This is a genomic window from Streptomyces sp. SudanB5_2050 (genome assembly GCF_964272335.1).
In the GTDB taxonomy this organism is placed as follows: Bacteria; Actinomycetota; Actinomycetes; order Streptomycetales; family Streptomycetaceae; genus Streptomyces; species Streptomyces rochei.
The window spans coordinates 5,230,696-5,253,283 of the sequence record NZ_OZ186760.1; the positions used below are offsets into that span (position 1 = coordinate 5,230,696).

General features: G+C 71.3%; 20 protein-coding genes. 8 read left to right on the forward strand and 12 right to left on the reverse strand.

Annotated features, from left to right (window positions below):
* Positions 1 to 41 precede the first annotated feature (41 nt).
* Positions 42 to 479: a nickel-type superoxide dismutase maturation protease gene (gene sodX / locus ACFZP7_RS23470; protein ID WP_385635536.1), complete on the forward strand. Its 438-nt coding sequence runs from the start codon at positions 42 to 44 to the stop codon at positions 477 to 479.
* Here sodX and ACFZP7_RS23475 read toward each other — a convergent pair.
* Positions 383 to 1,012 carry an ABATE domain-containing protein gene (locus ACFZP7_RS23475; protein WP_019326935.1) on the reverse strand — a complete coding sequence of 210 codons (630 nt, stop codon included), beginning with the start codon at positions 1,010 to 1,012 and terminating at the stop codon, positions 383 to 385. The two genes, sodX and ACFZP7_RS23475, sit on opposite strands and share 97 nt — an antisense overlap.
* Before the next feature lie 100 nt (positions 1,013 to 1,112).
* On the opposite strand from ACFZP7_RS23475, the gene ACFZP7_RS23480 reads away from it, so the two are divergent.
* Entirely contained in the window at positions 1,113 to 1,892 is a 780-nt protein-coding gene (locus tag ACFZP7_RS23480; RefSeq protein WP_019326934.1) for a trans-aconitate 2-methyltransferase, read from the forward strand.
* Positions 1,893 to 1,960: 68 nt separating this feature from the next.
* On the opposite strand, the gene ACFZP7_RS23485 is transcribed toward ACFZP7_RS23480, so the two are convergent.
* From ACFZP7_RS23485 to ACFZP7_RS23495, 3 genes are read right to left on the reverse strand one after another with little or no spacing between them, the layout of a single operon-like run.
* Positions 1,961 to 2,722 (reverse strand): amino acid ABC transporter ATP-binding protein, encoded by a 762-nt coding sequence (locus ACFZP7_RS23485; protein WP_019326933.1) that lies wholly within the window; start codon positions 2,720 to 2,722, stop codon positions 1,961 to 1,963.
* Complete coding sequence (locus tag ACFZP7_RS23490; RefSeq protein ID WP_385635538.1) at positions 2,719 to 3,669, reverse strand: amino acid ABC transporter permease; 951 nt, start codon at positions 3,667 to 3,669, stop codon at positions 2,719 to 2,721. Before ACFZP7_RS23490 ends, ACFZP7_RS23485 begins: the two co-directional genes overlap by 4 nt.
* A 29-nt stretch (positions 3,670 to 3,698) precedes the next feature.
* Positions 3,699 to 4,658: an ABC transporter substrate-binding protein gene (locus ACFZP7_RS23495; protein WP_031016254.1), complete on the reverse strand. Its 960-nt coding sequence runs from the start codon at positions 4,656 to 4,658 to the stop codon at positions 3,699 to 3,701.
* Positions 4,659 to 5,299: 641 nt separating this feature from the next.
* Between ACFZP7_RS23495 and ACFZP7_RS23500 the strand changes: the two genes are divergently transcribed.
* The 4 genes from ACFZP7_RS23500 (at position 5,300) to ACFZP7_RS23515 (ending at position 8,631) form a co-directional block, all read left to right on the forward strand.
* Complete coding sequence (locus ACFZP7_RS23500; RefSeq protein WP_031016255.1) at positions 5,300 to 6,526, forward strand: NADP-dependent malic enzyme; 1,227 nt, start codon at positions 5,300 to 5,302, stop codon at positions 6,524 to 6,526.
* A gap of 286 nt (positions 6,527 to 6,812) precedes the next feature.
* A complete protein-coding gene (locus ACFZP7_RS23505; protein ID WP_385635541.1) occupies positions 6,813 to 7,778 on the forward strand; it encodes a zinc-binding dehydrogenase in 966 nt (321 codons plus the stop codon).
* Between the two features lie 80 nt (positions 7,779 to 7,858).
* A complete protein-coding gene (locus ACFZP7_RS23510; RefSeq protein ID WP_019326928.1) occupies positions 7,859 to 8,068 on the forward strand; it encodes an HTH domain-containing protein in 210 nt (69 codons plus the stop codon).
* Positions 8,068 to 8,631 (forward strand): Clp protease N-terminal domain-containing protein, encoded by a 564-nt coding sequence (locus ACFZP7_RS23515; protein WP_385635544.1) that lies wholly within the window; start codon positions 8,068 to 8,070, stop codon positions 8,629 to 8,631. The genes ACFZP7_RS23510 and ACFZP7_RS23515 overlap by 1 nt, the downstream gene beginning before the upstream one ends.
* 102 nt (positions 8,632 to 8,733) lie before the next feature.
* On the opposite strand, the gene ACFZP7_RS23520 is transcribed toward ACFZP7_RS23515, so the two are convergent.
* Both ACFZP7_RS23520 and ACFZP7_RS23525 read right to left on the reverse strand, forming a co-directional pair.
* On the reverse strand, positions 8,734 to 9,801 hold the full coding sequence (locus ACFZP7_RS23520; protein WP_030970486.1) for a PadR family transcriptional regulator: 1,068 nt from the start codon (positions 9,799 to 9,801) through the stop codon (positions 8,734 to 8,736).
* 1 nt (position 9,802) lies between these two features.
* Positions 9,803 to 10,774 carry a DUF4097 family beta strand repeat-containing protein gene (locus ACFZP7_RS23525; protein WP_158718802.1) on the reverse strand — a complete coding sequence of 324 codons (972 nt, stop codon included), beginning with the start codon at positions 10,772 to 10,774 and terminating at the stop codon, positions 9,803 to 9,805.
* Between the two features lie 136 nt (positions 10,775 to 10,910).
* On the opposite strand from ACFZP7_RS23525, the gene ACFZP7_RS23530 reads away from it, so the two are divergent.
* Complete coding sequence (locus ACFZP7_RS23530; RefSeq protein WP_385635545.1) at positions 10,911 to 11,738, forward strand: hypothetical protein; 828 nt, start codon at positions 10,911 to 10,913, stop codon at positions 11,736 to 11,738.
* 54 nt (positions 11,739 to 11,792) lie between these two features.
* Here ACFZP7_RS23530 and ACFZP7_RS23535 read toward each other — a convergent pair whose 3' ends face one another.
* From ACFZP7_RS23535 to ACFZP7_RS23555, 5 genes are all read right to left on the reverse strand, one after another.
* On the reverse strand, positions 11,793 to 11,975 hold the full coding sequence (locus ACFZP7_RS23535) for a DUF6104 family protein (RefSeq protein ID WP_003961784.1): 183 nt from the start codon (positions 11,973 to 11,975) through the stop codon (positions 11,793 to 11,795).
* A gap of 101 nt (positions 11,976 to 12,076) precedes the next feature.
* Complete coding sequence (locus ACFZP7_RS23540) at positions 12,077 to 15,913, reverse strand: multifunctional oxoglutarate decarboxylase/oxoglutarate dehydrogenase thiamine pyrophosphate-binding subunit/dihydrolipoyllysine-residue succinyltransferase subunit (RefSeq protein WP_029393667.1); 3,837 nt, start codon at positions 15,911 to 15,913, stop codon at positions 12,077 to 12,079.
* Positions 15,914 to 16,194: 281 nt separating this feature from the next.
* Complete coding sequence (locus tag ACFZP7_RS23545; protein ID WP_019326922.1) at positions 16,195 to 17,319, reverse strand: cell wall metabolism sensor histidine kinase WalK; 1,125 nt, start codon at positions 17,317 to 17,319, stop codon at positions 16,195 to 16,197.
* On the reverse strand, positions 17,316 to 18,056 hold the full coding sequence (locus tag ACFZP7_RS23550; RefSeq protein WP_019326921.1) for a response regulator transcription factor: 741 nt from the start codon (positions 18,054 to 18,056) through the stop codon (positions 17,316 to 17,318). The genes ACFZP7_RS23545 and ACFZP7_RS23550 overlap by 4 nt, the downstream gene beginning before the upstream one ends.
* A gap of 122 nt (positions 18,057 to 18,178) precedes the next feature.
* Complete coding sequence (locus tag ACFZP7_RS23555; RefSeq protein WP_086878608.1) at positions 18,179 to 18,877, reverse strand: spermidine synthase; 699 nt, start codon at positions 18,875 to 18,877, stop codon at positions 18,179 to 18,181.
* 200 nt (positions 18,878 to 19,077) lie between these two features.
* On the opposite strand from ACFZP7_RS23555, the gene lon reads away from it, so the two are divergent.
* Complete coding sequence (gene lon, locus ACFZP7_RS23560) at positions 19,078 to 21,501, forward strand: endopeptidase La (RefSeq protein ID WP_385635548.1); 2,424 nt, start codon at positions 19,078 to 19,080, stop codon at positions 21,499 to 21,501.
* Between the two features lie 65 nt (positions 21,502 to 21,566).
* Here lon and ACFZP7_RS23565 read toward each other — a convergent pair whose 3' ends face one another.
* Complete coding sequence (locus ACFZP7_RS23565) at positions 21,567 to 22,394, reverse strand: lysozyme (protein WP_031016263.1); 828 nt, start codon at positions 22,392 to 22,394, stop codon at positions 21,567 to 21,569.
* Positions 22,395 to 22,588: the final 194 nt, after the last annotated feature.

The window sequence follows — 22,588 nt, forward strand, 5'->3', positions numbered from 1 at the left end:
GACTGAGACTGGTGGAGGAAAGACCGGGGAGGTGCCGGGTCATGCCGGAGCAGTCGTCGCAGGAGACCGTACGTTCCAGAGGGGCGTTGCCCCTGGGGCCGGCCGAGGTGACCGGGCCGTCCATGGTGCCCACGCTGCACCACGGCGACGTGCTGGTCGTGCACTGGGGTGCGCGGGTCCGGCCGGGTGACGTCGTGGTGCTGCGGCACCCGTTCCAGCAGGACCTGCTCGTGGTCAAGCGGGCCGTCGAGCGGCGCGGGGCCGGCTGGTGGGTGCTGGGCGACAACGCCTTCGCGGGCGGGGACAGCACCGACTACGGGGTCGTCCCCGAGGAACTCGTCCTCGGGAAGGCGCGGCTGCGGTACCGGCCGCTGAAGCCGGGTCAGCGCTCGCCGTTCGCCGTGGCCCGCTGGGCGCTGTCCGCGCTCCGGCCGGTGTCGGCGGACCGGTCCGCCTCCAGGCGTTTGCGGGCCCGGTAGGCCGCCACGTTGGCCCGGGTGGCGCAGCGGTCCGAGCAGTAGCGCCGGGAGCGGTTGGTCGAGGTGTCCAGATAGGCGTTGCGGCAGGGGGCCGCCTCGCACAGGCCGAGCCGGTCCACGCCGTACTCGGTGAGGTGGAAGGCCAGGCCCATCGCCGCGATGGCGGCGAAACCGGCGGTGGCGTTGGACGGGTGGTCCGCCAGGTGCATGTGCCACAGCGGGCTGCCGTCGTCGTCGCGGTGGTCGTGGCCGGAGATCTGGGGGCTCACCGGGAACTCCAGCAGCAGGGAGTTCAGCAGGTCGACCGCGAGGGTCTCGTCGCCGCCGTCGGCCGCCTCGAAGACCGCGCGCAGCCGCCCCCGGACCGACCGGAAGCGGGTCACGTCCGCGTCCGTGGCACGCCGGGCCGCCGACTGATTGGTGCCGAACAGCTCGCGGACGGCCTCGACCGAGGTGAGGGAGTCCTGTCCCCGGGCCGGCTCCTCGGTGTTGACGAGACGCACGGCGTAATCCGAGTAATAGGCCAGTTCCACTTGTAGTCCTTACGAAGGGGCTCTAAGGTCGTGCCTGCGGTCAGGTAATGGCTGATCGTGCTTACAGGGTATTACGTATCGCGCGTGACGGAGGGGCTCGATGACGGACGCGGAGATCACCACGGCCACCACACCCGCAGCCGACTGGCAGGCCTGGCAGGAGAGCTGGGACCGGCAGCAGGAGTGGTACATGCCCGACCGGGAGGAACGCTTCCGGATCATGCTGGACATGGTCGAGGCGCTGGTCGGTCCGGCGCCGCGCGTGCTCGACCTCGCCTGCGGCACCGGTACCATCACGGCCCGCCTGCTCGCCCGCTTCCCCGGGGCCACCAGCACCGGCGTGGACCTCGACCCGGCGCTCCTGGCCATCGCCGAGGGCACCTTCGCCGGCGACGCGCGGGTCTCCCTCGTCACCGCGGACCTCAAGGACCCCGACTGGACCGCGAAGCTGCCGTACGACTCCTACGACGCGGTCCTGACCGCCACGGCCCTGCACTGGCTCCACGCCGAACCCCTCGCGGCCCTCTACGGTCGGATCGCGGAGGTCGTCCGCGACGGTGGTGTCTTCATGAACGCGGACCACATGATCGACGAGACGACGCCCCGGATCAACGCGGCGGAACGCGCGCAGCGGCACGCGCGGATGGACGCCGCCAAGGCCGAGGGCGCGCTCGACTGGTCCGAGTGGTGGCAGCTCGCCGCCAAGGACCCGGTGCTCGCCGGGCCCACCGCCCGCCGTTTCGAGATCTACGGCGAGCACGCCGACGGCGACATGCCCTCGGCCCAGTGGCACGCGCGGGTGCTGCGCGAGAAGGGCTTCGGCGAGGCGCGGCCGGTGTGGTGCTCGCCGTCGGACACGCTGCTGCTGGCGCTGAAGTAGGCGGGGGCAACGCCACAGGGGCGGTACGGACTCCGTACCGCCCCTGTGGCGTGCGTCGGCGCGTGCGCTCAGAGGACCTTGGACAGGAACGCCTTGGTCCGCTCGTGCTGGGGGTCCGTGAGGACGTCGCGCGGGTTGCCCGACTCCACGACCACACCGCCGTCCATGAAGACCAGGCTGTCGCCGACCTCCCGGGCGAAGCCCATCTCGTGGGTGACGACGACCATCGTCATGCCGGACTCGGCGAGGTCGCGCATGACGTCGAGGACGTCACCGACCAGCTCCGGGTCGAGGGCCGAGGTCGGCTCGTCGAACAGCATCAGCTTCGGGTCCATCGCCAGGGCCCGTGCGATGGCGACGCGCTGCTGCTGGCCACCGGAGAGCTGCGAGGGGTAGTTGCCGGCCTTGTCGCCCAGCCCCACGCGCTCCAGGAGGGCGGTGGCGCGCTCCCTGGCCTGGGCCTTGCTGACGCCCTTGACCTGGATCGGAGCCTCCATGACGTTCTCGACGGCCGTCATGTGCGGGAACAGGTTGAAGCGCTGGAAGACCATGCCGATGTCCCGGCGCTTGACGGCGACCTCGCTGTCCTTCAGCTCGTAGAGCTTGTCGCCCTTCTGGCGGTAGCCGACCAGCTCCCCGTCGACGTACAGACGCCCGGCGTTGATCTTCTCGAGGTGGTTGATACACCTGAGGAAGGTGGACTTGCCGGAGCCGGAGGGGCCGATGAGGCAGAACACCTCGCCCTGCTTCACCTCCAGGTCGATGCCCTTGAGGACCTCGACGGCGCCGAAGGACTTGTGGACGCCCTCGGCCTTCACCATGGCGGTCATGCGGTGCCTCCCGTCGGCTTGGAGCGGCTGGACAGGGACAGCACGTTCGCCTTGATCTTCTGGAACGGGGTGGCCGGCAGCGACCGGCTCGAGCCGCGCGCGTAGTACCGCTCGAGGTAGTACTGGCCCACGCTGAAGACCGAGGTCAGCAGCAGGTACCAGGCCGCCGCGAGGAACAGCATCTCGGCCGGTGCGCCGGAGGTCTGGCCGATGTCCTGGGCCGCGCGGAAGAGTTCCGGGTACTGGACGACCGAGACCAGCGAGGTCGTCTTCAGCATGTTGATGACCTCGTTGCCCGTGGGCGGCACGATCACGCGCATCGCCTGCGGGATGACGATCCGGCGCAGCGTCTTGGCGTGGCTCATGCCCAGCGCGTGCGCCGCCTCGGTCTGGCCCTCGTCGACCGCGAGGAGGCCGGCCCGGCAGATCTCCGCCATGTACGCGGCCTCGTTGAGGCCGAGGCCGAGCAGCACCGTCAGGAACGGTGTCATGAAGTCCGACCACTCGTCCCGGTAGACCGGGCCGAGGTTGATGTACTCGAAGACCAGGCCCAGGTTGAACCAGACCACCAGCTGCACCAGGACCGGGGTGCCGCGGAAGAACCAGATGTAGAACCACGCGATGGTCGAGGTCACCGGGTTCTTCGACAGCCGCATGACGGCGAGCAGGATGCCGCCGAAGATGCCGATCGCCATGGACAGGACGGTGATCAGCAGCGTCTTGCCCACACCGGAGACGATCCGGTCGTCGAAGAAGTAGTCCGGGATCGCCCCCCAGTTGATCTTGCCCTGGGAGAACGCGTAGACGACCGCGGCCAGCAGCGCGATCGCGACGACCGCGGAGACGTACCGCCCGTAGTGCCGGACCGGAATGGCCTTGATGGCCTCCGGGCCGGCCGGCGGGGTGCCGGCCGGGCCGCCCGGCGTCTTGTCGATGTCAACAGTCACGGATGTTGCCTTTCAGCGTCCGCCGGACGTCACTTGCCGCCGTTGACGGTGGCCTCGGTGACGGCACCTTCCGCCACGCCCCACTTGTCGAGGACCTTCTTGTACTCACCGTTGGCGATGACCGCGTCCAGAGCCGCCTTCAGGGCGTCCCGCAGCTGGGTGTTGTCCTTGGCGACCGCGATGCCGTACGGGGCGGCCTCGACCTGCTCGCCGACGAGCTGGAAGTCCTTGCCGCCGCCGGAGGTCTTCACCGCGTACGCGGCGACCGGGAAGTCGGAGGAGCCGGCGTCGGCGCCGCCCGCGCGCAGCCGGGTCTGGGCCTGCTGGTCGTTGTCGTAGGGCTCGATGGTGATCTTCTTGCCGGCCGGGCACTTCTCGTTCTCGGCCTTGGCCAGGTCCTCGGAGACCGTGCCGCGCTGGAGGACCAGCTTCTTGCCGCACAGGTCCGACCAGGTCTTGATGCCCCGGTCGTCGCCCTTCTTGGTGTAGATCGAGACACCGGCCGTGAAGTAGTCCACGAAGTCGACGCCCTGGCCGACCTTCTTGCCGGTCTCGGAGTCGATGCCCTCCTGACGGTCCTTGGTGTCGGTCATCGCGGACATCGCGATGTCGTAGCGCTTGGAGCGCAGACCGGTGATCAGGGTGTCGAAGGTGCCGTTCTCGAATTCGAACTTCACGCCGAGCTGCTTGCCCATGGCGTCCGCCAGGTCGGGGTCGATGCCCACCGTCTTGCCGGACTTGTCCTTGAATTCGACCGGCGCGTAGGCGATGTCGGAACCGACCTTGATGACGCCCTTGTCGCGGATGGACTGGGGGAGCCGGTCGGCCAGCGGGGCCCCCACCGCGGACTGGTTGTCGCTGCCGGAGTCGCTCTTCTCGGTCTGGTCGCCGCATCCGGTGAGCAGCAGGGCGCCTGCGACCGCGATCGCACCGACCGCTGCTGTCCGGGAGTGCGCGGCGGTCGTACGACGGGTGTTGCGTGCGGTCATGGTGGTTCCTCCGGCGGATGAAGGGAGATGCCGATGGGGACGGTGGAGTTCCGGTGGGACGGGGCGTCGGCCGGGGGCCGGCAGGCGCCGTGGGTCGACGAGAGCACACGCCTTCGAGTGTCGCGACCTCGTGTGATTACGGCATCTTGCCATTCGGACTCGGCCATTCAGGGGGGACGCCATGTCAAAATCGGATAACGGGTGACCCCCCGAACCGCACCAGGCCGGTACAACACGACCGAACCTTTACGGGAATCCCATCTTCCAGCCGAAAGATCTTCGGCATTCCTCGAAATGCCGAGACGGTCTGTCGCCGCGCACGTCTGTCAAGACTCCGTCGGGGTCGTCTGTCAAGGGGTCCAGGCAAGTTGTCCTGATACTCGGCTATGAGCCATGTCACCGACATGCGGCGTTCGAGGTCCGGCATGTGAGCTTGCCCTTATCCGACTCGTCGCAGGGGGCGTCCGTCGGGTAAGAAGGTTCTTTACACCCCTCATCAGGGGCTCAGGGCGCGTGTGCGGCGCGCCCGTCGCGCAGGTCTCCCTTGTGGCCCAGGCGGCCGTCCTCCTGCGCGGTGCCCGCCCGCTCCTCACCAGGAGTGGACAAACCCTCAAACCATGACTCTTAAGGGGTAAGACAAAGTGGCAGCGGAGATCGTCAATCCTCGCAGCGACAGCGACGCCGGTACGGAGCAGGAGACGGGGGAGCCCCTCGACTCCTTCGACCCGGCGTTCGCGCTGCACCGCGGCGGCAAGATGGCCGTGCAGGCCACCGTGCCGGTCCGCGACAAGGACGACCTGTCCCTGGCGTACACGCCCGGCGTCGCGAAAGTGTGCAGCGCGATCGCCGAGCAGCCCGACCTGGTGCACGACTACACGTGGAAGTCGTCGGTCGTGGCGGTCGTGACGGACGGTACGGCGGTGCTGGGGCTCGGAGACATCGGCCCCGAGGCCTCCCTTCCGGTGATGGAGGGGAAGGCGATCCTTTTCAAGCAGTTCGGCGGCGTCGACGCGGTTCCGATCGCGCTGGACTGCACGGACGCCGACGAGATCGTCGAGACGGTGGTGCGGCTCGCGCCCTCCTTCGGCGGCGTGAACCTGGAGGACATCTCGGCGCCCCGGTGCTTCGAGATCGAGCGCAAGCTCCAGGAGCGGCTCGACATCCCGATCTTCCACGACGACCAGCACGGCACGGCGGTCGTGACGCTGGCGGCGCTGCGGAACGCGGCGCGGCTGAGCGGGCGCACGCTGGGTGAGCTGCGGGCGGTGATCTCGGGCGCGGGCGCGGCCGGTGTCGCCATCGCCAAGATGCTGGTCGAGGCGGGCATCGGGGACGTCGCGGTCGCGGACCGCAAGGGCGTCGTCTCGGCGGACCGGGACGACCTGACGCCGGTCAAGCGGGAGCTGGCCTCCTTCACCAACAAGGCCGGGCTGTCCGGCTCGCTGGAGTCGGCCCTCGCGGGCGCCGACGTCTTCATCGGCGTCTCCGGCGGTACGGTCCCGGAGCCGGCGGTCGCCTCGATGGCCAAGGGCGCCTTCGTCTTCGCGATGGCCAACCCGAACCCCGAGGTGCACCCGGAGGTCGCCCACAAGTACGCGGCGGTCGTCGCGACGGGTCGGTCCGACTTCCCGAACCAGATCAACAACGTGCTGGCCTTCCCGGGCATCTTCGCGGGGGCGCTGCAGGTGCGGGCGTCGCGGATCACCGAGGGCATGAAGCTCGCGGCGGCCGAGGCGCTGGCCTCCGTGGTGGGCGACGACCTCGCCGCGGACTACGTCATCCCGTCCCCGTTCGACGAGCGGGTCGCGCCCGCCGTGACGGCGGCGGTGGCGGCGGCGGCCCGTGCGGAGGGCGTCGCGCGCCGGTGACGGTGTGATGCGTGTGCGGTGAGCGGCCTCGTCCCCGGTGGACGGGGCCGTTCGCTTTCGGCTGGGTCGGCGTCGTGCTCGGCGGGCGGGGCCATTCGCTTTCGGGTGGGTCGGCGTCGGTGTGGGCCGGGTGGGCGGCCCGGCGGTGCGGAACCGAGGGAGGCGCCACTGCCCGCGGCTACGGCGGGCGCGGCTGCCCGCAGCCGGGGTGGCCCGGCGGCAAGAGGGCGTGTGTCACACGGCGTCGTGGTTCCGGTGGGCCGGTGTGTTACCTATCGTCAAGGTCATGTTCGCTGTCTACGCCGCCCGAATCGACCGCGACCAGCCGCTGACCGGCCTGGAGTTGGGAGAGCGCCCGGCTCCCGAGGCCCGCCCCGGCTGGAGCGTCGTCGACGTCAGGGCCGCCTCCCTCAACCATCACGACCTGTGGTCCCTGCGCGGGGTCGGCCTCCCCGAGGACCGCCTGCCGATGATCCTCGGCTGCGACGCCGCCGGTGTCGACGAGGACGGGAACGAGGTCGTCCTGCACTCCGTGATCGGCCAGACCGGCCACGGCGTCGGTCCGAAGGAACCCCGCTCCATCCTCACGGAGCGCTACCAGGGGACGTTCGCCGAGCAGGTCGCCGTGCCGACCTGGAACATCCTGCCCAAGCCGAAGGAGCTCTCCTTCGCCGAGGCCGCCTGTCTGCCGACCGCCTGGCTGACCGCGTACCGGATGCTGTTCACCAACGCCGGGGTGCGTCCCGGTGACTCGGTCCTGGTGCAGGGCGCCGGCGGCGGGGTCGCCACGGCGGCGATCCTGCTCGGCAAGGCGGCCGGGCTGCGGGTCTTCGCCACCAGCCGGGACGAGGCCAAGCGCAAGCGCGCGCTGGAACTGGGCGCCGTGGAGGCCGTGGAGACGGGCGCGCGGCTCCCGCAGCGGGTCGACGCGGTCATCGAGACCGTGGGCGCCGCCACCTGGTCCCACTCGGTGAAGTCGCTCAAGCCGGGCGGCACCCTGGTCATCTCCGGCGCCACCAGCGGTGACCGGCCCTCGCACGCCGAACTGACCCGCATCTTCTTCTTGGAACTCAAGGTCGTCGGTTCCACGATGGGCACCAAGGACGAGTTGGAGGACCTGCTCTCCTTCTGCGCCGCCACCGGGGTCCGCCCCGTCATCGACGAGGTGCTTCCGATGGACCGGGCCCGCGAGGGCTTCGAGCGGATGGCGTCCGGGGAGCAGTTCGGCAAGATCGTGCTCAGCGGCTCCTGACGTCTTCTTCGCGCGCCTCCCGAACCCCGCATCTGTCAACCATCATTGACAGATGCGGGGTGTCAACCTATGTTGACACCATGAGCGAAGCAACCGATCTCGCCGCACGCGCGGGTGATCGTGATCCCCGGGTCGGGCTGCGGGCCGTCGCGGCACTGCGCCGGCTGCTGGAGCAGCTGGAGGCCGTGCAGGTGCGCAGCGCGCGCGGGCACGGCTGGTCGTGGCAGGAGATCGCCAACGAGCTCGGGGTCAGCAGGCAGGCCGTGCACAAGAAGTACGGGAGGCATTGATGTTCGAGCGGTTCACCAAGGACGCCCGGGACGTGGTGCAGGGGGCGGTCGGGCACGCCGAGGGGGCGCAGGCGCAGACCGTGGATCCGGAGCACCTGTTGCTCGCCCTGCTCGACCGCGAGGGCAGCCGCGCCTCGTTCGCGCTGGGCGCGCTGGGGGTCGGCGGGCGCAGGGAGGCGGTCCGGCAGGCGCTGACGGAGGCGCGGCGCCGGGCCGGGCTGTCGCGGGCCGAGGCCGACGCGCTCGCCGGGCTCGGGATCGACGTCTCCGAGATCGTCGCCCGGGTGGAGGAGGACCACGGCGTCGGCGCCCTGTCCGGCGACCGGAAGGACCGGCGCCGGTGGTCCGGGCACCGCAGCTTCAGCAAGGACGCCAAGAAGGTGCTGGAGCAGGCGCTCCGGGTCGCCGTCGACCGGCACGAGCGGTGGATCGGGGACGAGCACGTCCTCCTCGCCCTGACCGTCCGTCCCGGGGTGCCCGCCGAGGTGCTGGCCGACCACGGGGTGACGTACGCGTCGCTGACCCGGGTGCTGGGCGGTGACACCGGGGAAGCCTGCGCCTGAGAGACGCGGCCCGGCTGCTCCCCCCGGGCGGGCACCCGAGGGGGCCCAGCCGGGGGAGTCACGACGGGGAGTCGGGCCGGGGTGTGCCGGACCGCGGCGGGATCAGGGCTTGGGGGTCCGCAGTATCGCCCCGATGTGGGCCGCGGCCGTCGACAGGTGCCGGCGCGTCTCGCGGAGCTGGTCGGCCGTGACCCCGTGGTCCCGGGCCGCGTCGCGGATGTCGTCCCGGAAGCGGTCGAGCAGCCGGTCCAGATCGCGGGCGGGGTCGCCGGTGGACTCCGCGGCGTCCTCGTGGGCCCAGGAGGGAGCGTAACCGGCGGGGAAGTCCTCGGGTGTGGACGCGTACTCGGCCCGGTGGGCGGCCGGCCCGGCCTCCGAGCGGCCGAAGCCCCACTCCCTGCCGAACTCCTTCCCGAAGTCCTTGCCGAAGTCGCCGACCTCCTTGGCCAGCTCGCTCAGCCCCTCACGCAGACCCGTCGGCCAGTCGCCGCGCGCGAAGTGGTCCTGCACCTGTTCCTGGACCCGCTGGGCGATGCGCTGCACCTCCTCCTGGGCCTGCGCCCGGGCCCGCTCCTGGGCCTCCTTGGCCTGCCGCCGGGCACGCTGGGCCTCCTCGCGGGCGCGACGGCTCTCGTCCTTGGCGCGGCGGGCCTGCTCCTTCCACTCCTGCTTGACGCGCCGCATCTCCTCCTTGGCCGCGCGCCAGGCCTCCTTCTCGTCGGCGCTCGCGGTGCCGGTGGCGAAATCGTCGCCCTCGGCCTGCGCGCCGGAGCCGGCACCCCGGCGTGCCGCGCCGGCCGCGGCCCGCATCTCCCGGCGCAGGTCGCCCGCGGCACCGCGGACGTCGGCCCGGATCTCGGCGGCGAGCTCGGCGACCGACTCCCGGATCTCCAGCTCCAGGTCGGCCAGCTCACCACTGCGGTCGGCCAGCTCGGCGCGGCCGGCGTCGGTGATGGCGTACACCTTGCGCCCGCCCTCGGTGGTGTGGGTGACCAGGCCCTCGGCCTCCAGCTTGGCCAGGCGCGGGTACACCGTGCCGGCCGAGGGCGCGTACAGGCCCTGGAAGCGCTCTTCGAGGAGCCGGATCACCTCGTAGCCGTGGCGCGGGGCCTCGTCCAGGAGCTTGAGCAGATAGAGGCGCAGGCGGCCGTGGGCGAAGACGGGGGGCATGTCAGAGCACCTTCTTGTCGGTCGTGCCGTCGGCCGGGTCACCGGTGGCGCCGTGCTCCCGGCCGGAAGCGGAATTGTCCCCCGAGGCGCCCCGCACGCCGTCCACCGGGCCGGGACCGTGACCGGGGTCGGGCGTCTGGGGCGCGTCCTCCTCCCACGGAGCCTCCTCCGCCGCCGGGCGGCGCAGCAGGGCGATCGAGCCGGAGACGGTGGTGGCCTTCAGCCGGCCGCTGCCCGCGCCGAGCCGGCCCGTGATCCGCTTGGCGCCCCACTGGCCGGCCACCCGCAGGTCCTCGAAGGCGCTGGAGACGCTGCCGCTGGCCGTGCTCGCCTCCACCTCCGCGTCGGCCGGCTGGGGAAGCCGGATGGCGATCTCGCCCGAGACGCTGGTCAGGCTGATGTCGGTCGGCCCGCCCGCCGTGTCCAGGTCGACGATCATCGAACCGCTCACCGAGTCCGCCCGGACGGAGGAACCCGCCTCCACCACCGTCAGGTCCCCCGAGACGGAGTGGAACCGCAGGTCCCCGGTGAGGGCCTGCGCCTCCACGCTCCCGGAGACGGTGTCGGCGCGGACCGGGCCGGTGAGGCCCACCAGGGTGGTGTCGCCGGAGACGCCCTTCACCTCGACGTGCCCCTCGAGCCCGGAGACGACGGCGGCCGCGCTCACCGCCCCCACCTCCACGCGGGTGCCGGTCGGCACGGCCAGGGAGACCACCGCGCTGCGGCGCCATCCCTTGCGGTCCAGCCACTTGAGGAAGCCCTTCCAGGGAAGGTCCTCATAGGCCACCGTGAGCACGCCGTCCCGGTGGGTCACGATCAGGGGCGGCCCCTCGATCTCGGACACCTCCAGGCGGGCGGAACCCTCGTCGGTGCCCACGACGTTCACCGTGCCGTGGACGATGCGGACCTGGAGCTCGCTGACGGACTCGTCGAAGGTGAGCTTCCCGGGCTCCGCGACGGACCACTCGGACATGGTGCAGACCTCCTCGACCGAACGCGGCATATCGCGTCCTCCTCATTCACGATATATCGCGGCCGTCGAAAGTCAAGAGACCCGTTCTGGTGATCGGCGACCGGCCGAGGGGGCGCGATTGCCCTAGTTTGTGAACATGTCGACGCATGAGTCCGCCCCCGGCTCCCGCCCCGGCTCCGGGGACGCCACCGGTGCCCTGCTCCTGTGCCGCGCCGATCCGGACTCCGTCGCCGCCGTGGCCCCGCTGCTGGGCGAGCGCATGCCGTCGGTCCCGGCCGGTGAGGGGTGGAGCGCGCTGGTCCCGGTGGGCGGCCCCTGGCGGCGCGGCGACGAGCCGGTCGACCGTGTGGTCACCGGCTGGGCCGCGGCACTCGCCGTCGGCGCCCCCTGGCCCGTACTGGCCCTGTGGTGGGACGCGGACCGGGCCGGCTACACCCTCGCGTCCGGCTTCCGCCGCCCCGTCGGCTATGTGTGGCTCGCGGACGGCACCCCGGCCGGCGAGGACGAGGCGATGCGCACCTTCGCCGCCCGGCTCGGCCTGGACCCCGTACTGGACCTCCAGGCGCTGGACGCGCTGACCCGGCCGGACCGCGAGGCCGACGCGCGCGCCCGGCTGCGGGGACTGCTGGCGGTGCTCACCCGCGCGGGAATCACCCTCCCCGCCGGACTGGCCCCCGGTGACGGTGCCGACCGCCTCGGCGAGGCCGCCCGCGCCCTGCCCGGCTCCCGGTGTACCGAGGCGGCCGGACGGCGCCCGACCGTCGACGAGAGCCGTCTCGCCGCCTGGATGCCCTGGGTGGGCGGGCCCGGAGCCCGCGCGCTGGCCCTCGCCCAGATGGCGGCCGGTCTGCCGCTCACCGCCTGGGGCCTGCGGCGCCACAGCGGAGGCTGGACCACCGCCGGCGCCCTGCTGATCGCGCACGGGGCGCTCGGTACGGCCTACGGCCTCTCCAAGCGCCCCTGACGGGCACGCGGGCCGCTCCGCGACCCGTGCGACCCGTGACGGGACTCTGCGTGCCTACTCGTCCTCGTCCTCGTCGTCCAGCCGCGCCAGCCAGGTCGCCAGCCGCTCCACCGGCACCTCGAAGTCCGGGTTCAGGTCGACGAAGGTCCGCAGCTGCTCGGCGAGCCACTCGAAGGTGACCTCCTCCTCGCCGCGCCGCTTCTCCAGCTCCTCGATGCCTCGGTCGGTGAAGTACATGCGGTCAAGGATAAGTGCAGGAAAAGGGGCCGGGCCGCACCCCCTGAGAGGGGATGCGGCCCGGCCCGGACGCGCTGCGGCGCGGTGGCGGCCCGTGGGGACTACGCCTCGAACACCTCACGCACCAGCTGCTCCTGCTCGGCCTGGTGCCGCTTGGCGGAACCGACGGCCGGGGACGAGCTGTGCGGGCGCGAGATGCGGCGCAGGCGCTCGCCGTGCGGGACGTCGGCGCCGACCGCCAGATCGAGGTGGTCGATCAGGTTGAGCGCGATGAACGGCCAGGCACCCTGGTTCGCCGGCTCCTCCTGCGCCCACAGGTACTTCTCGGCGTTCGGGTACTTGGCGATCTCCGCCTGGAGCTCGGCACCCGGCAGCGGGTACAGGCGCTCGATGCGGATGATGGCCGTGTCCGTGACGCCGCGCTTCTTCCGCTCGGCGTCGAGGTCGTAGTAGACCTTGCCGGCGGTGAAGACGACCTTCTTGACGGCGGCCGGGTCGACCGAGTCGTCGCCGATGACCGGGCGGAACTGGCCCGTCGTGAACTCCTCCGCCTTCGAGGCCGCGGCCTTCAGGCGCAGCATCGACTTCGGGGTGAAGACGACCAGCGGCTTGTGGTGCGGGTTGTGCACCTGCCACCGCAGGAGGTGGAAGTAGTTCGACGGCAGGGTCGGCATCGCGACCGTCATGTTGTTCTGGGCGCAGAGCTGGAGGAAGCGCTCCGGGCGGGCCGAGGAGTGGTCCGGGCCCTGGCCCTCGTAGCCGTGCGGCAGCAGGAGCACCACGCCGCTCGTCTGGTTCCACTTCTGCTCCGCCGACGAGATGAACTCGTCCACGACCGTCTGCGCGCCGTTGACGAAGTCGCCGAACTGCGCCTCCCACATCACCAGCGCGTCGGGGCGGGCCAGCGAGTAGCCGTACTCGAAGCCCATCGCCGCGTACTCGGAGAGCAGGGAGTTGTAGACGTTGTACCTGGCCTGGTCCTCGGACAGGTACAGCAGCGGGGTGAACTCGTCGCCCGTCTCGCGGTCGATGACCACCGCGTGGCGCTGGCCGAAGGTGCCGCGCTGCGAGTCCTGGCCCGCGAGGCGGACCGGGACGCCCTCCAGCAGGAGGGAGCCGACGGCGAGGGTCTCGCCCATGCCCCAGTCGATCGTGCCGTCCTCGACCATCGCCGCGCGGCGCTGCAGCTGCGGCAGCAGGCGCGGGTGGATGGTGACGTGGTCGGGGATGTTGACCTGGGACTCGGCGATGCGCTTGACGACCTCGTTGGACACCGCGGTGTTCACGGCGACCGGGAACTCGGCCTGCGGGTCGGAGGACTCACCGGCGGACGGCTGCGAGGTGGCCTCGCGGACCTCGGTGAAGACCTTCTCCAGCTGGCCCTGGTAGTCCTGCAGCGCCTGCTCGGCCTCTTCCAGGGTGATGTCGCCGCGACCGATGAGGGACTCGGTGTAGAGCTTGCGCACCGAGCGCTTCTTGTCGATCAGGTCGTACATCAGCGGCTGGGTGAAGGCCGGGTTGTCCGACTCGTTGTGACCGCGGCGGCGGTAGCAGATGAGGTCGATCACCACGTCCTTGTTGAACGCCTGGCGGAACTCGAAGGCGAGCCGCGCGACGCGGACCACGGCCTCCGGGTCGTCGCCGTTCACGTGGAAGATCGGGGCCTCGATCATGCGGGCCACGTCGGTGGCGTACATCGAGGAGCGCGAGGACTCCGGGGCGGCGGTGAAGCCGACCTGGTTGTTGATGACCACGTGGACCGTGCCGCCGGTGCGGTAGCCGCGCAGCTGCGACATGTTCAGGGTCTCGGCCACCACGCCCTGGCCCGCGAAGGCCGCGTCGCCGTGGATCGCCACCGGCAGGACGGTGAAGTCCGTGCCGCCCTTGTTGATGATGTCCTGCTTGGCGCGGGCGACGCCCTCCAGGACCGGGTCGACCGCCTCCAGGTGCGAGGGGTTGGCGACCAGCGAGACCTTGATCTGCTCGCCGTCCAGGCCCGTGAAGGTGCCCTCGGCGCCCAGGTGGTACTTCACGTCGCCGGAGCCGTGCATCGACTTCGGGTCGAGGTTGCCCTCGAACTCGCGGAAGATCTGCGCGTACGACTTGCCGACCACGTTGGCCAGGACGTTCAGCCGGCCGCGGTGGGCCATGCCGATGACGACCTCGTCCAGGCGGGACTCGGCCGCCGAGTCGATGACCGCGTCCAGCAGCGGGATGACGGACTCGCCGCCCTCCAGGGAGAAGCGCTTCTGGCCGACGTACTTGGTCTGCAGGAACGTCTCGAACGCCTCGGCGGCGTTGAGCCGGCGCAGGATGCGCAGCTGCTCCTCGCGCTCCGGCTTGGTGTGCGAGCGCTCGATGCGGTCCTGGATCCACTTGCGCTGCTTGGGGTCCTGGATGTGCATGAACTCGACGCCGGTGGTGCGGCAGTACGAGTCGCGCAGCACGCCGAGGATGTCGCGCAGCTTCATCAGGGACTTGCCGGCGAAGCCGCCGACCGCGAACTCCCGCTCCAGGTCCCACAGGGTGAGCCCGTGCTCGGTGATGTCCAGGTCGGGGTGCTTGCGCTGCTGGTACTCCAGCGGGTCGGTGTCGGCCATGACGTGGCCGCGGACCCGGTAGGAGTGGATCAGCTCGAAGACGCGGGCGGCCTTGGTGACGTCGTCGTCGTGCGAGGCGTCGATGTCCTTGAGCCAGCGGACCGGCTCGTAGGGGATGCGCAGCGCCTTGAAGATGTCGTCGTAGAAGCCGTTCTCGCCGAGCAGCAGGTTGGCGACCTGGCGCAGGAACTCGCCGGAGGCGGCGCCCTGGATGACCCGGTGGTCGTAGGTCGACGTGAGCGTCATGACCTTCGAGATGCCGAGCTTGTTCAGGGTGTCCTGTGAGGTGCCCTGGAACTCCGCCGGGTAGTCCATGGAGCCGACGCCCATGATCACCGACTGGCCGGGCATCAGGCGCGGCACGGAGTGGACGGTGCCGAGGCCGCCGGGGTTGGTCAGGGAGACCGTGACGCCGGTGAAGTCGTCCATCGTCAGCTTGCCGTCGCGGGCGCGGCGGACGATGTCCTCGTAGGCCTGCCAGAACTCGAAGAAGTTCATGGTCTCGGCCTTCTTGATCGCCGCGACGACCAGCTGGCGGTCGCCGTTGGGCTTGACCAGGTCGATGGCGAGACCGAGGTTGACGTGCGGCGGCTTGATCAGCGTCGGCTTGCCGTCCTTCTCGCCGAACGCGTAGTTCATCGCCGGCATGGCCTTGATGGCCTGCACCATCGCGTAGCCGATCAGGTGCGTGAAGGAGATCTTCCCGCCCCGGGCGCGCTTGAGGTGGTTGTTGATGACGATGCGGTTGTCGAACAGCAGCTTCACCGGGACCGCGCGCACGGACGTGGCCGTGGGCAGCTCCAGCGAGGCGTTCATGTTCTTGGCGACCGCGGCGGCGGGACCGCGCAGGGTGACCAGCTCGGGGCCCTCGGGCGCGGAGTCGGCGTCCTTGGCGGGCGCGGCGGCCTTGGCCTGCGGCTTGGCGGCGGGCTTGGCCGGAGCGGCGGCGGGCTTCGCGGCCGGAGCGGCCGGGGCCGCGGGAGCGGCGGCTGCGGGCTGCGCGGCCGGCTTCGCGGGGGCGGCCGGCTGGGGGGCCGCCTTCGGCTGGGCCGGAGCGGCGGCCTGCGCCTGCGGCGCGGGGGCGGCCTGGGGGGCGCTGGCGGAGTCCGTGGTCGCGGCGCCGGACGCGGACTGCGCGGCGGCCGCTCCGGGCTTGTAGTCGGCGAAGAAGTCCCACCAGGCTCGATCCACGGAGTTCGGGTCCTGGAGGTACTGCTGATAGATCTCGTCGACGAGCCACTCGTTGGCACCGAAGGCGGCCGCGGGGTTCTTGCCCGCGTTGCCCGCTTGGTCGGTGTCGGTCGAGATGCTCGAGTTACTGGGGGACTGTGGCGACACGGCGAGAACCGCCCTCTTCCGCTTCACAAGATGGTGGACAGCGGGAATCAAGGCTACGCCTCCCCGACCCGGAAGGTCAGACCGGGCCCGTTCATCGTCGCGTAAGTCACATCGCGGACCGTGTTTCAGCGCTGGAAATGGCGGGAAACAAGCGAGGTTCCGTTACGCGTGGGAAGGGGAGACCGCGACCCGGCGCGGAGAAAACGCGGGCCTGTGCCTGATCACACGTGTCCGCCAGGGCGAACGCCAGTGGATCTTGTCGCTCCGCTTCGAACCCTACGTCAACTCGGTGCCGACGGCAGGCCCGGAAGAGTGATGAGAATCCGGCATCCGCGCTCGGATTCGGCCACTCCGATCCGGCCGCCGTGCAGATCCACCGCCCAGCGCGCGATCGCCAGGCCCAGACCGGTGCCGCCGTCGCTGCCCGGACCGTGCGGCCGGGACACCGCGCCCCGGTTGAACCGCTCGAACACCCGGCGCCACTCCGAGCGCGGGATGCCGGGGCCCTCGTCGAGCACCTCCAGCTCCAGCGACTCCGGCAGCTCCCCGCGCCGCGCCCGCACCGTGACCCGGCCGTGCGGGGGGCTGTGCTTGACGGCGTTGTCGATGAGGTTGGCGACGACCTGGTGGATGCGCTCCGGGTCGGCGTGCGCGGTCAGGTCCGGCGGGAAGACGTCCAGGGCCAGGTGCACGTCGGTACGGGTGTGGCTGCCGGAGCCGGAGGCGATGCCCGCGCGGGCCGAGGCGACCATGTTGGCCTCCTTGAGCACGCCGGAGAGGTACGGCCACACCTCGAAGCGCCGTTTGCGCAGCGGGATGACCCCGTTGTCCAGCCGGGAGAGGTCCAGCAGCGTCTCCACCAGCCGGCCGAGCCGCTCGGTCTGGCCGAGCGCCGTGCGCATGGTCTCCGGGTCGGCCTCGGTGACGCCGTCGACGATGTTCTCCAGCACCGCGCGCAGGCCCGCGATGGGGGTGCGCAGCTCGTGCGAGACGTTGGCGACCAGCTCCTTGCGCTGGAGGTCCTGGGCCTCCAGGTCGTCGGCCATGCGGTTGATGGTGACGGCCAGGTCGCCCAGCTCGTCCCGGCGGTTCTCGCGCACCCGGCGGGTGTAGTCGCCGTGCGAGATGGACCGGGCCACGGCGTTCATCTCGTCCAGTGGCGCGGTCAGCCCGTGCGCGACGAACTGGGTGATCAGCAGGGTGGCGATCATCGAGAAGACCGTGATGAAGCGCAGCTCCGTCTTGGTGTGCACCGCGATCACCGACAGACCCGTGGTGATCAGCACCGAGGTGACGACCAGCGCGCCCAGCTTGGTCTTGATCGAGAACGGGCGTACACCGCCCCAGGATTCCCCGGTGGTCCGGGGGCCGGGGCCCCTGTGCGCGGCATCCCGCCCTCGGCTCATGGCGTCGGCGTCTCCAGCGCGTAGCCCACGCCGTGCACCGTGCGGATGCGCTCGGCGCCGATCTTGCGGCGCAGTGCCTTGATGTGGCTGTCGACGGTCCGGGTGCCCGAGGCGTCCGCCCAGTCCCACACCTCGGCCAGCAGCTGCTCGCGGGAGAGCACCGCGCGCGGGGTGTTCGCCAGGCAGACCAGCAGGTCGAACTCGGTCGGCGTGAGGTGGACGTCCTCGCTGCGCACCCGCACCCGGCGCTGCGCGTGGTCGATCTCCAGTTCGCCGAGGCGCAGGATGCCGCTGCGCGGCGTGGAGGCGGCCACCACGGCCCGCTCCACCCGGCGCAGCAGCACGTGCACGCGGGCGGCCAGCTCACGCATCGAGAACGGCTTGGTCATGTAGTCGTCGGCACCCACGCCGAGCCCGACCAGCATGTCCGTCTCGTCGTCGCGCGCGGTGAGCATCAGCACCGGCACCGGCCGCTGGGCCTGCACGCGCCGGCAGACCTCCAGGCCGTCGAAGCCGGGCAGCATGATGTCGAGGATGAGCAGGTCGGGCTGCCACGCCTCGGCCGTGTCGACCGCGGACGGCCCGTCACCCGCCGTTTGCACCAGGAATCCCTCGGCGCGCAGGCGGGTGGCGATGGCCTCGACGATCGTCTGGTCGTCCTCGACGACCAGCACCCGGCGCTGTGCGCCCTGGGTCGCCGTCGCCGTGCCGCTGTGGGAGGTCTGTGTCTGCTCCATCGCCCGCCCCTGAGGTGTGCTTACCGGAATCAGTGGGGTGATTCCTCGTCTGCGCATGACTGCGATTGACGCTTGAATGACCGCGTCAGGGCAGCAGCGTACGGGGATCTGCCGCGCCATTGCTATCCAGGCCCGACGGCGAGGTGGACGACGTCCGGAACGCCCCGGGCAACCGGGATCTCTTCGGTACGCACCTGCTGGAACCCGGCATTACGCAAGGTTTCTTCGAATTCCGGAGAGGGCTGCGCGGACCACACGGCCAGCACCCCGCCGGGCCTCAACACCCTTGCGCAGCCCGCCAGTCCGGCCGGCTCGTAGAGGCCGTCGTTGTCCTCGGTGACGGTCCAGCCGGGGCCGTTGTCGATGTCGAGACAGAGCGCGTCGTACGTGTCGGAAGTCTCATTGACGTAACGCACCAGATCCGCTTGGACGATCTCCGCGCGAGGGTCGGCCAGTGCCTGGGCGGACAGCGCCGCCAGTGGCCCCTCCCGGTGCCAGTCGATGATGGCGGGCTCGCGCTCGACGACCGCGATCCGGCCCCAGCGCGGGTCGGCGGCGGCGTGTGCGAGCGAGAAGCCGACGCCGAGGCCGCCGATGAGCAGGTGCGGCGAGGGCGGCCCGCCGGCCGCGGTGAGCGCCTCGGCCGCGGCGTCGACCAGCCGGCGCTCGGAGCGGCCGTCGGAGGTGTCCATCAGGAAGCAGCCGTTGGCGATGATCTGCAGCAGTTCCCCGTGCCGGCGCAGCACCACCTCGCCGTGCGGGCCCTCGCGGCGGTCCAGGACTTCGGGGGTGTCGTGGGAGTCGTGGGAAGTGAAGGGCATCGGCCCATCCTGGCAAAGGAATGCCGCCGGGTCCGACGGTGCTTCCCTGGAGGCGGGGCGGCCGGAGGCGGGTCGGGCGAGGCAGGGCGTGCGGGATGCCCCCGATCTTGATCGCTCTGAGCGAACAGGGTGGGGGGAACAATCGGGGACTCCCTTTCATTGAGTCCATGTAACTCAACTTGACTGCCGAAGGGGAGATCATGGCTGCTGAGTCCGCCGCCTTCACACCGCTCACCCTGCCCGTGCTGCCGCTCGACGACGAAGTGGTGCTGCCCGGGATGGTCGTCCCCCTGGACCTGAGCGACGCCGAGGTACGGGCCGCGGTGGAGGCCGCCCAGGCCGCCGCCAGTTCCGAGCCCGGAAAGCCCCGGGTGCTGCTCGTCCCGCGCGTCGACGGCACCTACGCCAAGACCGGCGTCCTGGGCACCGTCGAGCAGGTGGGCCGCCTGGCCGACGGCGACCCGGGGGCCCTGATCCGCGGCCGGCACCGCGTGCGGATCGGCGCCGGCACCACCGGCCCCGGCGCCGCCCTGTGGGTCGAGGGCACCCGCGTCGACGAGACCGTGCCCGACCCGCTGCCCGGCCAGGTCGCCGAGCTGGTGAAGGAGTACAAGGCGCTGGCCACCGCCTGGCTGCGCAAGCGCGGCGCCTGGCAGGTCGTGGACCGCGTCCAGGCCATCGACGGCGTCTCCGCGCTCGCCGACAACTCGGGCTACTCGCCGTTCCTCACCACCGACCAGAAGGTGGAGCTGCTGGAGACCGCCGACCCGGTCGCCCGGCTGAAGCTCGCCACCCAGCAGCTGCGCGACCACCTCGCCGAGCAGGACGTCGCCGAGACCATCGCCAAGGACGTCCAGGAGGGCGTCGACAAGCAGCAGCGCGAGTTCCTGCTGCGCCGCCAGCTCGAGGCCGTGCGCAAGGAGCTGCGCGAACTCAACGGCGAGCAGGAGGGCGAGGAGTCCGACGACTACCGCGCCCGCGTGGAGGCCGCCGACCTGCCCGAGAAGGTCCGCGAGGCCGCGCTCAAGGAGGTCGACAAGCTGGAGCGCTCCTCCGACCAGTCGCCGGAGGGCTCCTGGATCCGCACCTGGCTCGACACGGTGCTGGAGATGCCGTGGAACGAGCGCACGGAGGACGCCTACGACATCCAGGGCGCCCAGGCGGTGCTCGACGCCGAGCACGCCGGCCTGGAGGACGTGAAGGAGCGGATCACCGAGTACCTGGTGGTGCGCAAGCGGCGCGTCGACCGGGGCCTCGGCGTCGTCGGCGGGCGGCGCGGCGGTGCCGTGCTCGCCCTGGTCGGCCCGCCCGGCGTCGGCAAGACCAGCCTCGGCGAGTCCGTCGCCCACGCGATGGGGCGCAAGTTCGTCCGCGTCGCCCTCGGCGGTGTGCGCGACGAGGCCGAGATCCGCGGCCACCGGCGTACGTACGTCGGCGCGCTGCCCGGCCGGATCGTGCGGGCGATCAAGGAGGCGGGCTCCATGAACCCGGTCGTGCTCCTCGACGAGATCGACAAGGTGGGCTCGGACTTCCGGGGCGACCCGGCCGCCGCCCTGCTGGAAGTCCTCGACCCGGCCCAGAACCACACCTTCCGGGACCACTACCTGGAGGTCGAGCTGGACCTGTCCGACGTGGTCTTCCTCGCCACCGCCAACGTCCTGGAGGCCATCCCGGAGGCGCTGCTCGACCGCATGGAGCTGGTCCGCCTCGACGGCTACACCGAGGACGAGAAGATCGTCATCGCCCGCGACCACCTGCTCCCGCGCCAGCTGGAGCGGGCCGGACTCGACGGCGACGAGGTGAAGGTCGAGGAGGGCGCGCTGCGCAAGCTGGCCGGCGAGTACACCCGCGAGGCGGGCGTGCGCACCCTGGAGCGGTCGATCGCCCGGCTGCTGCGCAAGGTCGCGGCCCAGCACGAGCTGGGCGAGCGGGAGCTGCCCTTCACGATCACGGAGGGCGACCTGCGTGACCTGATCGGCCGGCCGCACCACGTGCCGGAGTCCGCCCAGGAACCGGCCGAGCGCCGCACCTCGGTGCCGGGCGTGGCCACCGGCCTCGCGGTCACCGGGGCGGGCGGCGACGTCCTGTACGTCGAGGCGTCGCTGGCCGACCCGGAGACGGGCGCGGCGGGCCTGACGCTGACCGGTCAGCTGGGCGACGTGATGAAGGAGTCGGCGCAGATCGCGCTGAGCTTCCTGCGCAGCCACGGCGCCGAACTGGAGCTTCCGGTCGGCGACCTCAAGGACCGGGGCGTGCACATCCACTTCCCGGCGGGCGCGGTCCCCAAGGACGGCCCGAGCGCCGGCATCACGATGACCACGGCGCTGGCCTCGCTGCTGTCCGGGCGGCTGGTCCGCACCGACGTGGCGATGACCGGGGAGGTCTCGCTGACCGGCCGCGTGCTGCCGATCGGCGGGGTGAAGCAGAAGCTGCTCGCGGCGCACCGGGCGGGCGTCACCACGGTGATCATCCCCAAGCGCAACGAGCCCGACCTGGACGACGTCCCGGCGGAGGTGCTGGACAAGCTCGACGTCCACGCCGTCACCGACGTCCGGCAGGTCCTGGAACTGGCGCTCGCACCGGCGACGAACGGTGCGGAGCCGGAGGTCCCGGTCGCGGCGTGACGGACGTGACCGGGTGAAAGGGCAGGGGCCGGACCTCCTCGACGGGAGGCCGGCCCCTGTCCGGCTCAACCGTTGGCGAGCGCCTGCACGCGGTCCAGGGCCCCGTTGAACTTGTTGTGGTCCCCGACCGTCGGACCGGACGAGGTGTACTGCCACATCGTGTAGTACGGCCATCCCGCCGGCAGGGTGCCCACGGTGGAGGCGTACCGCGCGATCCACAGCGGGTTGTTCGCCGCGAAGCCGCCGTAGTTGCCGGTGCACTGGGTCCACCAGCTGGTCGCCGTGTAGATCACGGCGTCGCGGCCGGTGCGGGCCTTGTACGTGTTCAGGAAGTCGCGGATCCAGGAGACCATCTGGCTCTGCGTCTTGCCGTAGCAGGCGGCCCCGTACGGGTTCCACTCGATGTCCAGCGCGCCCGGCAGCGTCTTGCCGTCGCGGGACCAGCCGCCGCCGTTGTCGACGAAGAAGTTGGCCTGGGCGGCGCCGCTGGTCGTGTCCGGCGTGGCGAAGTGGTACGCCCCGCGGATCATGCCGACGTTGTACGAGCCGTTGTACTGCTGGGCGAAGTAGGGGTTCTCGTAGTACGTCCCCTCGGTGGCCTTGACGTAGGCCCACCTGACCCCGCTGTTCCACAGGGTCGACCAGGCCACGTTGCCCTGGTGGCTGGAGACGTCCACACCCTCCGTCTGGGTGGCGCGGCCGGGGACGGGCGTGCCGTGCTGTCCGTCGTGCTCCACCACGCCCATGCCCATGTGGGCGGACCCGCGCGGCGGGACGTCGTCGGCCGGCGCGGAGTGGGCGGGGACGGTGAACAGCAGGGAGAACGCGGCGAGCAGAGTCCCGGCGACGGCGAAGCGCCGTCCGCGGGCCGATCCGGATCTGTGCACGAGCATGACGTGCCTCCGATGGCTCGGTGGTGCTCGGTGGGGGATGCGCGAGTGGGGAGGGAGCCGGGGCGTGCGCCGGACTGGCGTGCGCATGCCATCCGTCGCTCCCGGAGAAGACGCTACGCACGTAGAACGCCGGGTGGGAAGGGGGACCGGAGGCTGCCGTTGGTCTAAGCCTGCGAAATACTTGCCGAGCTGCG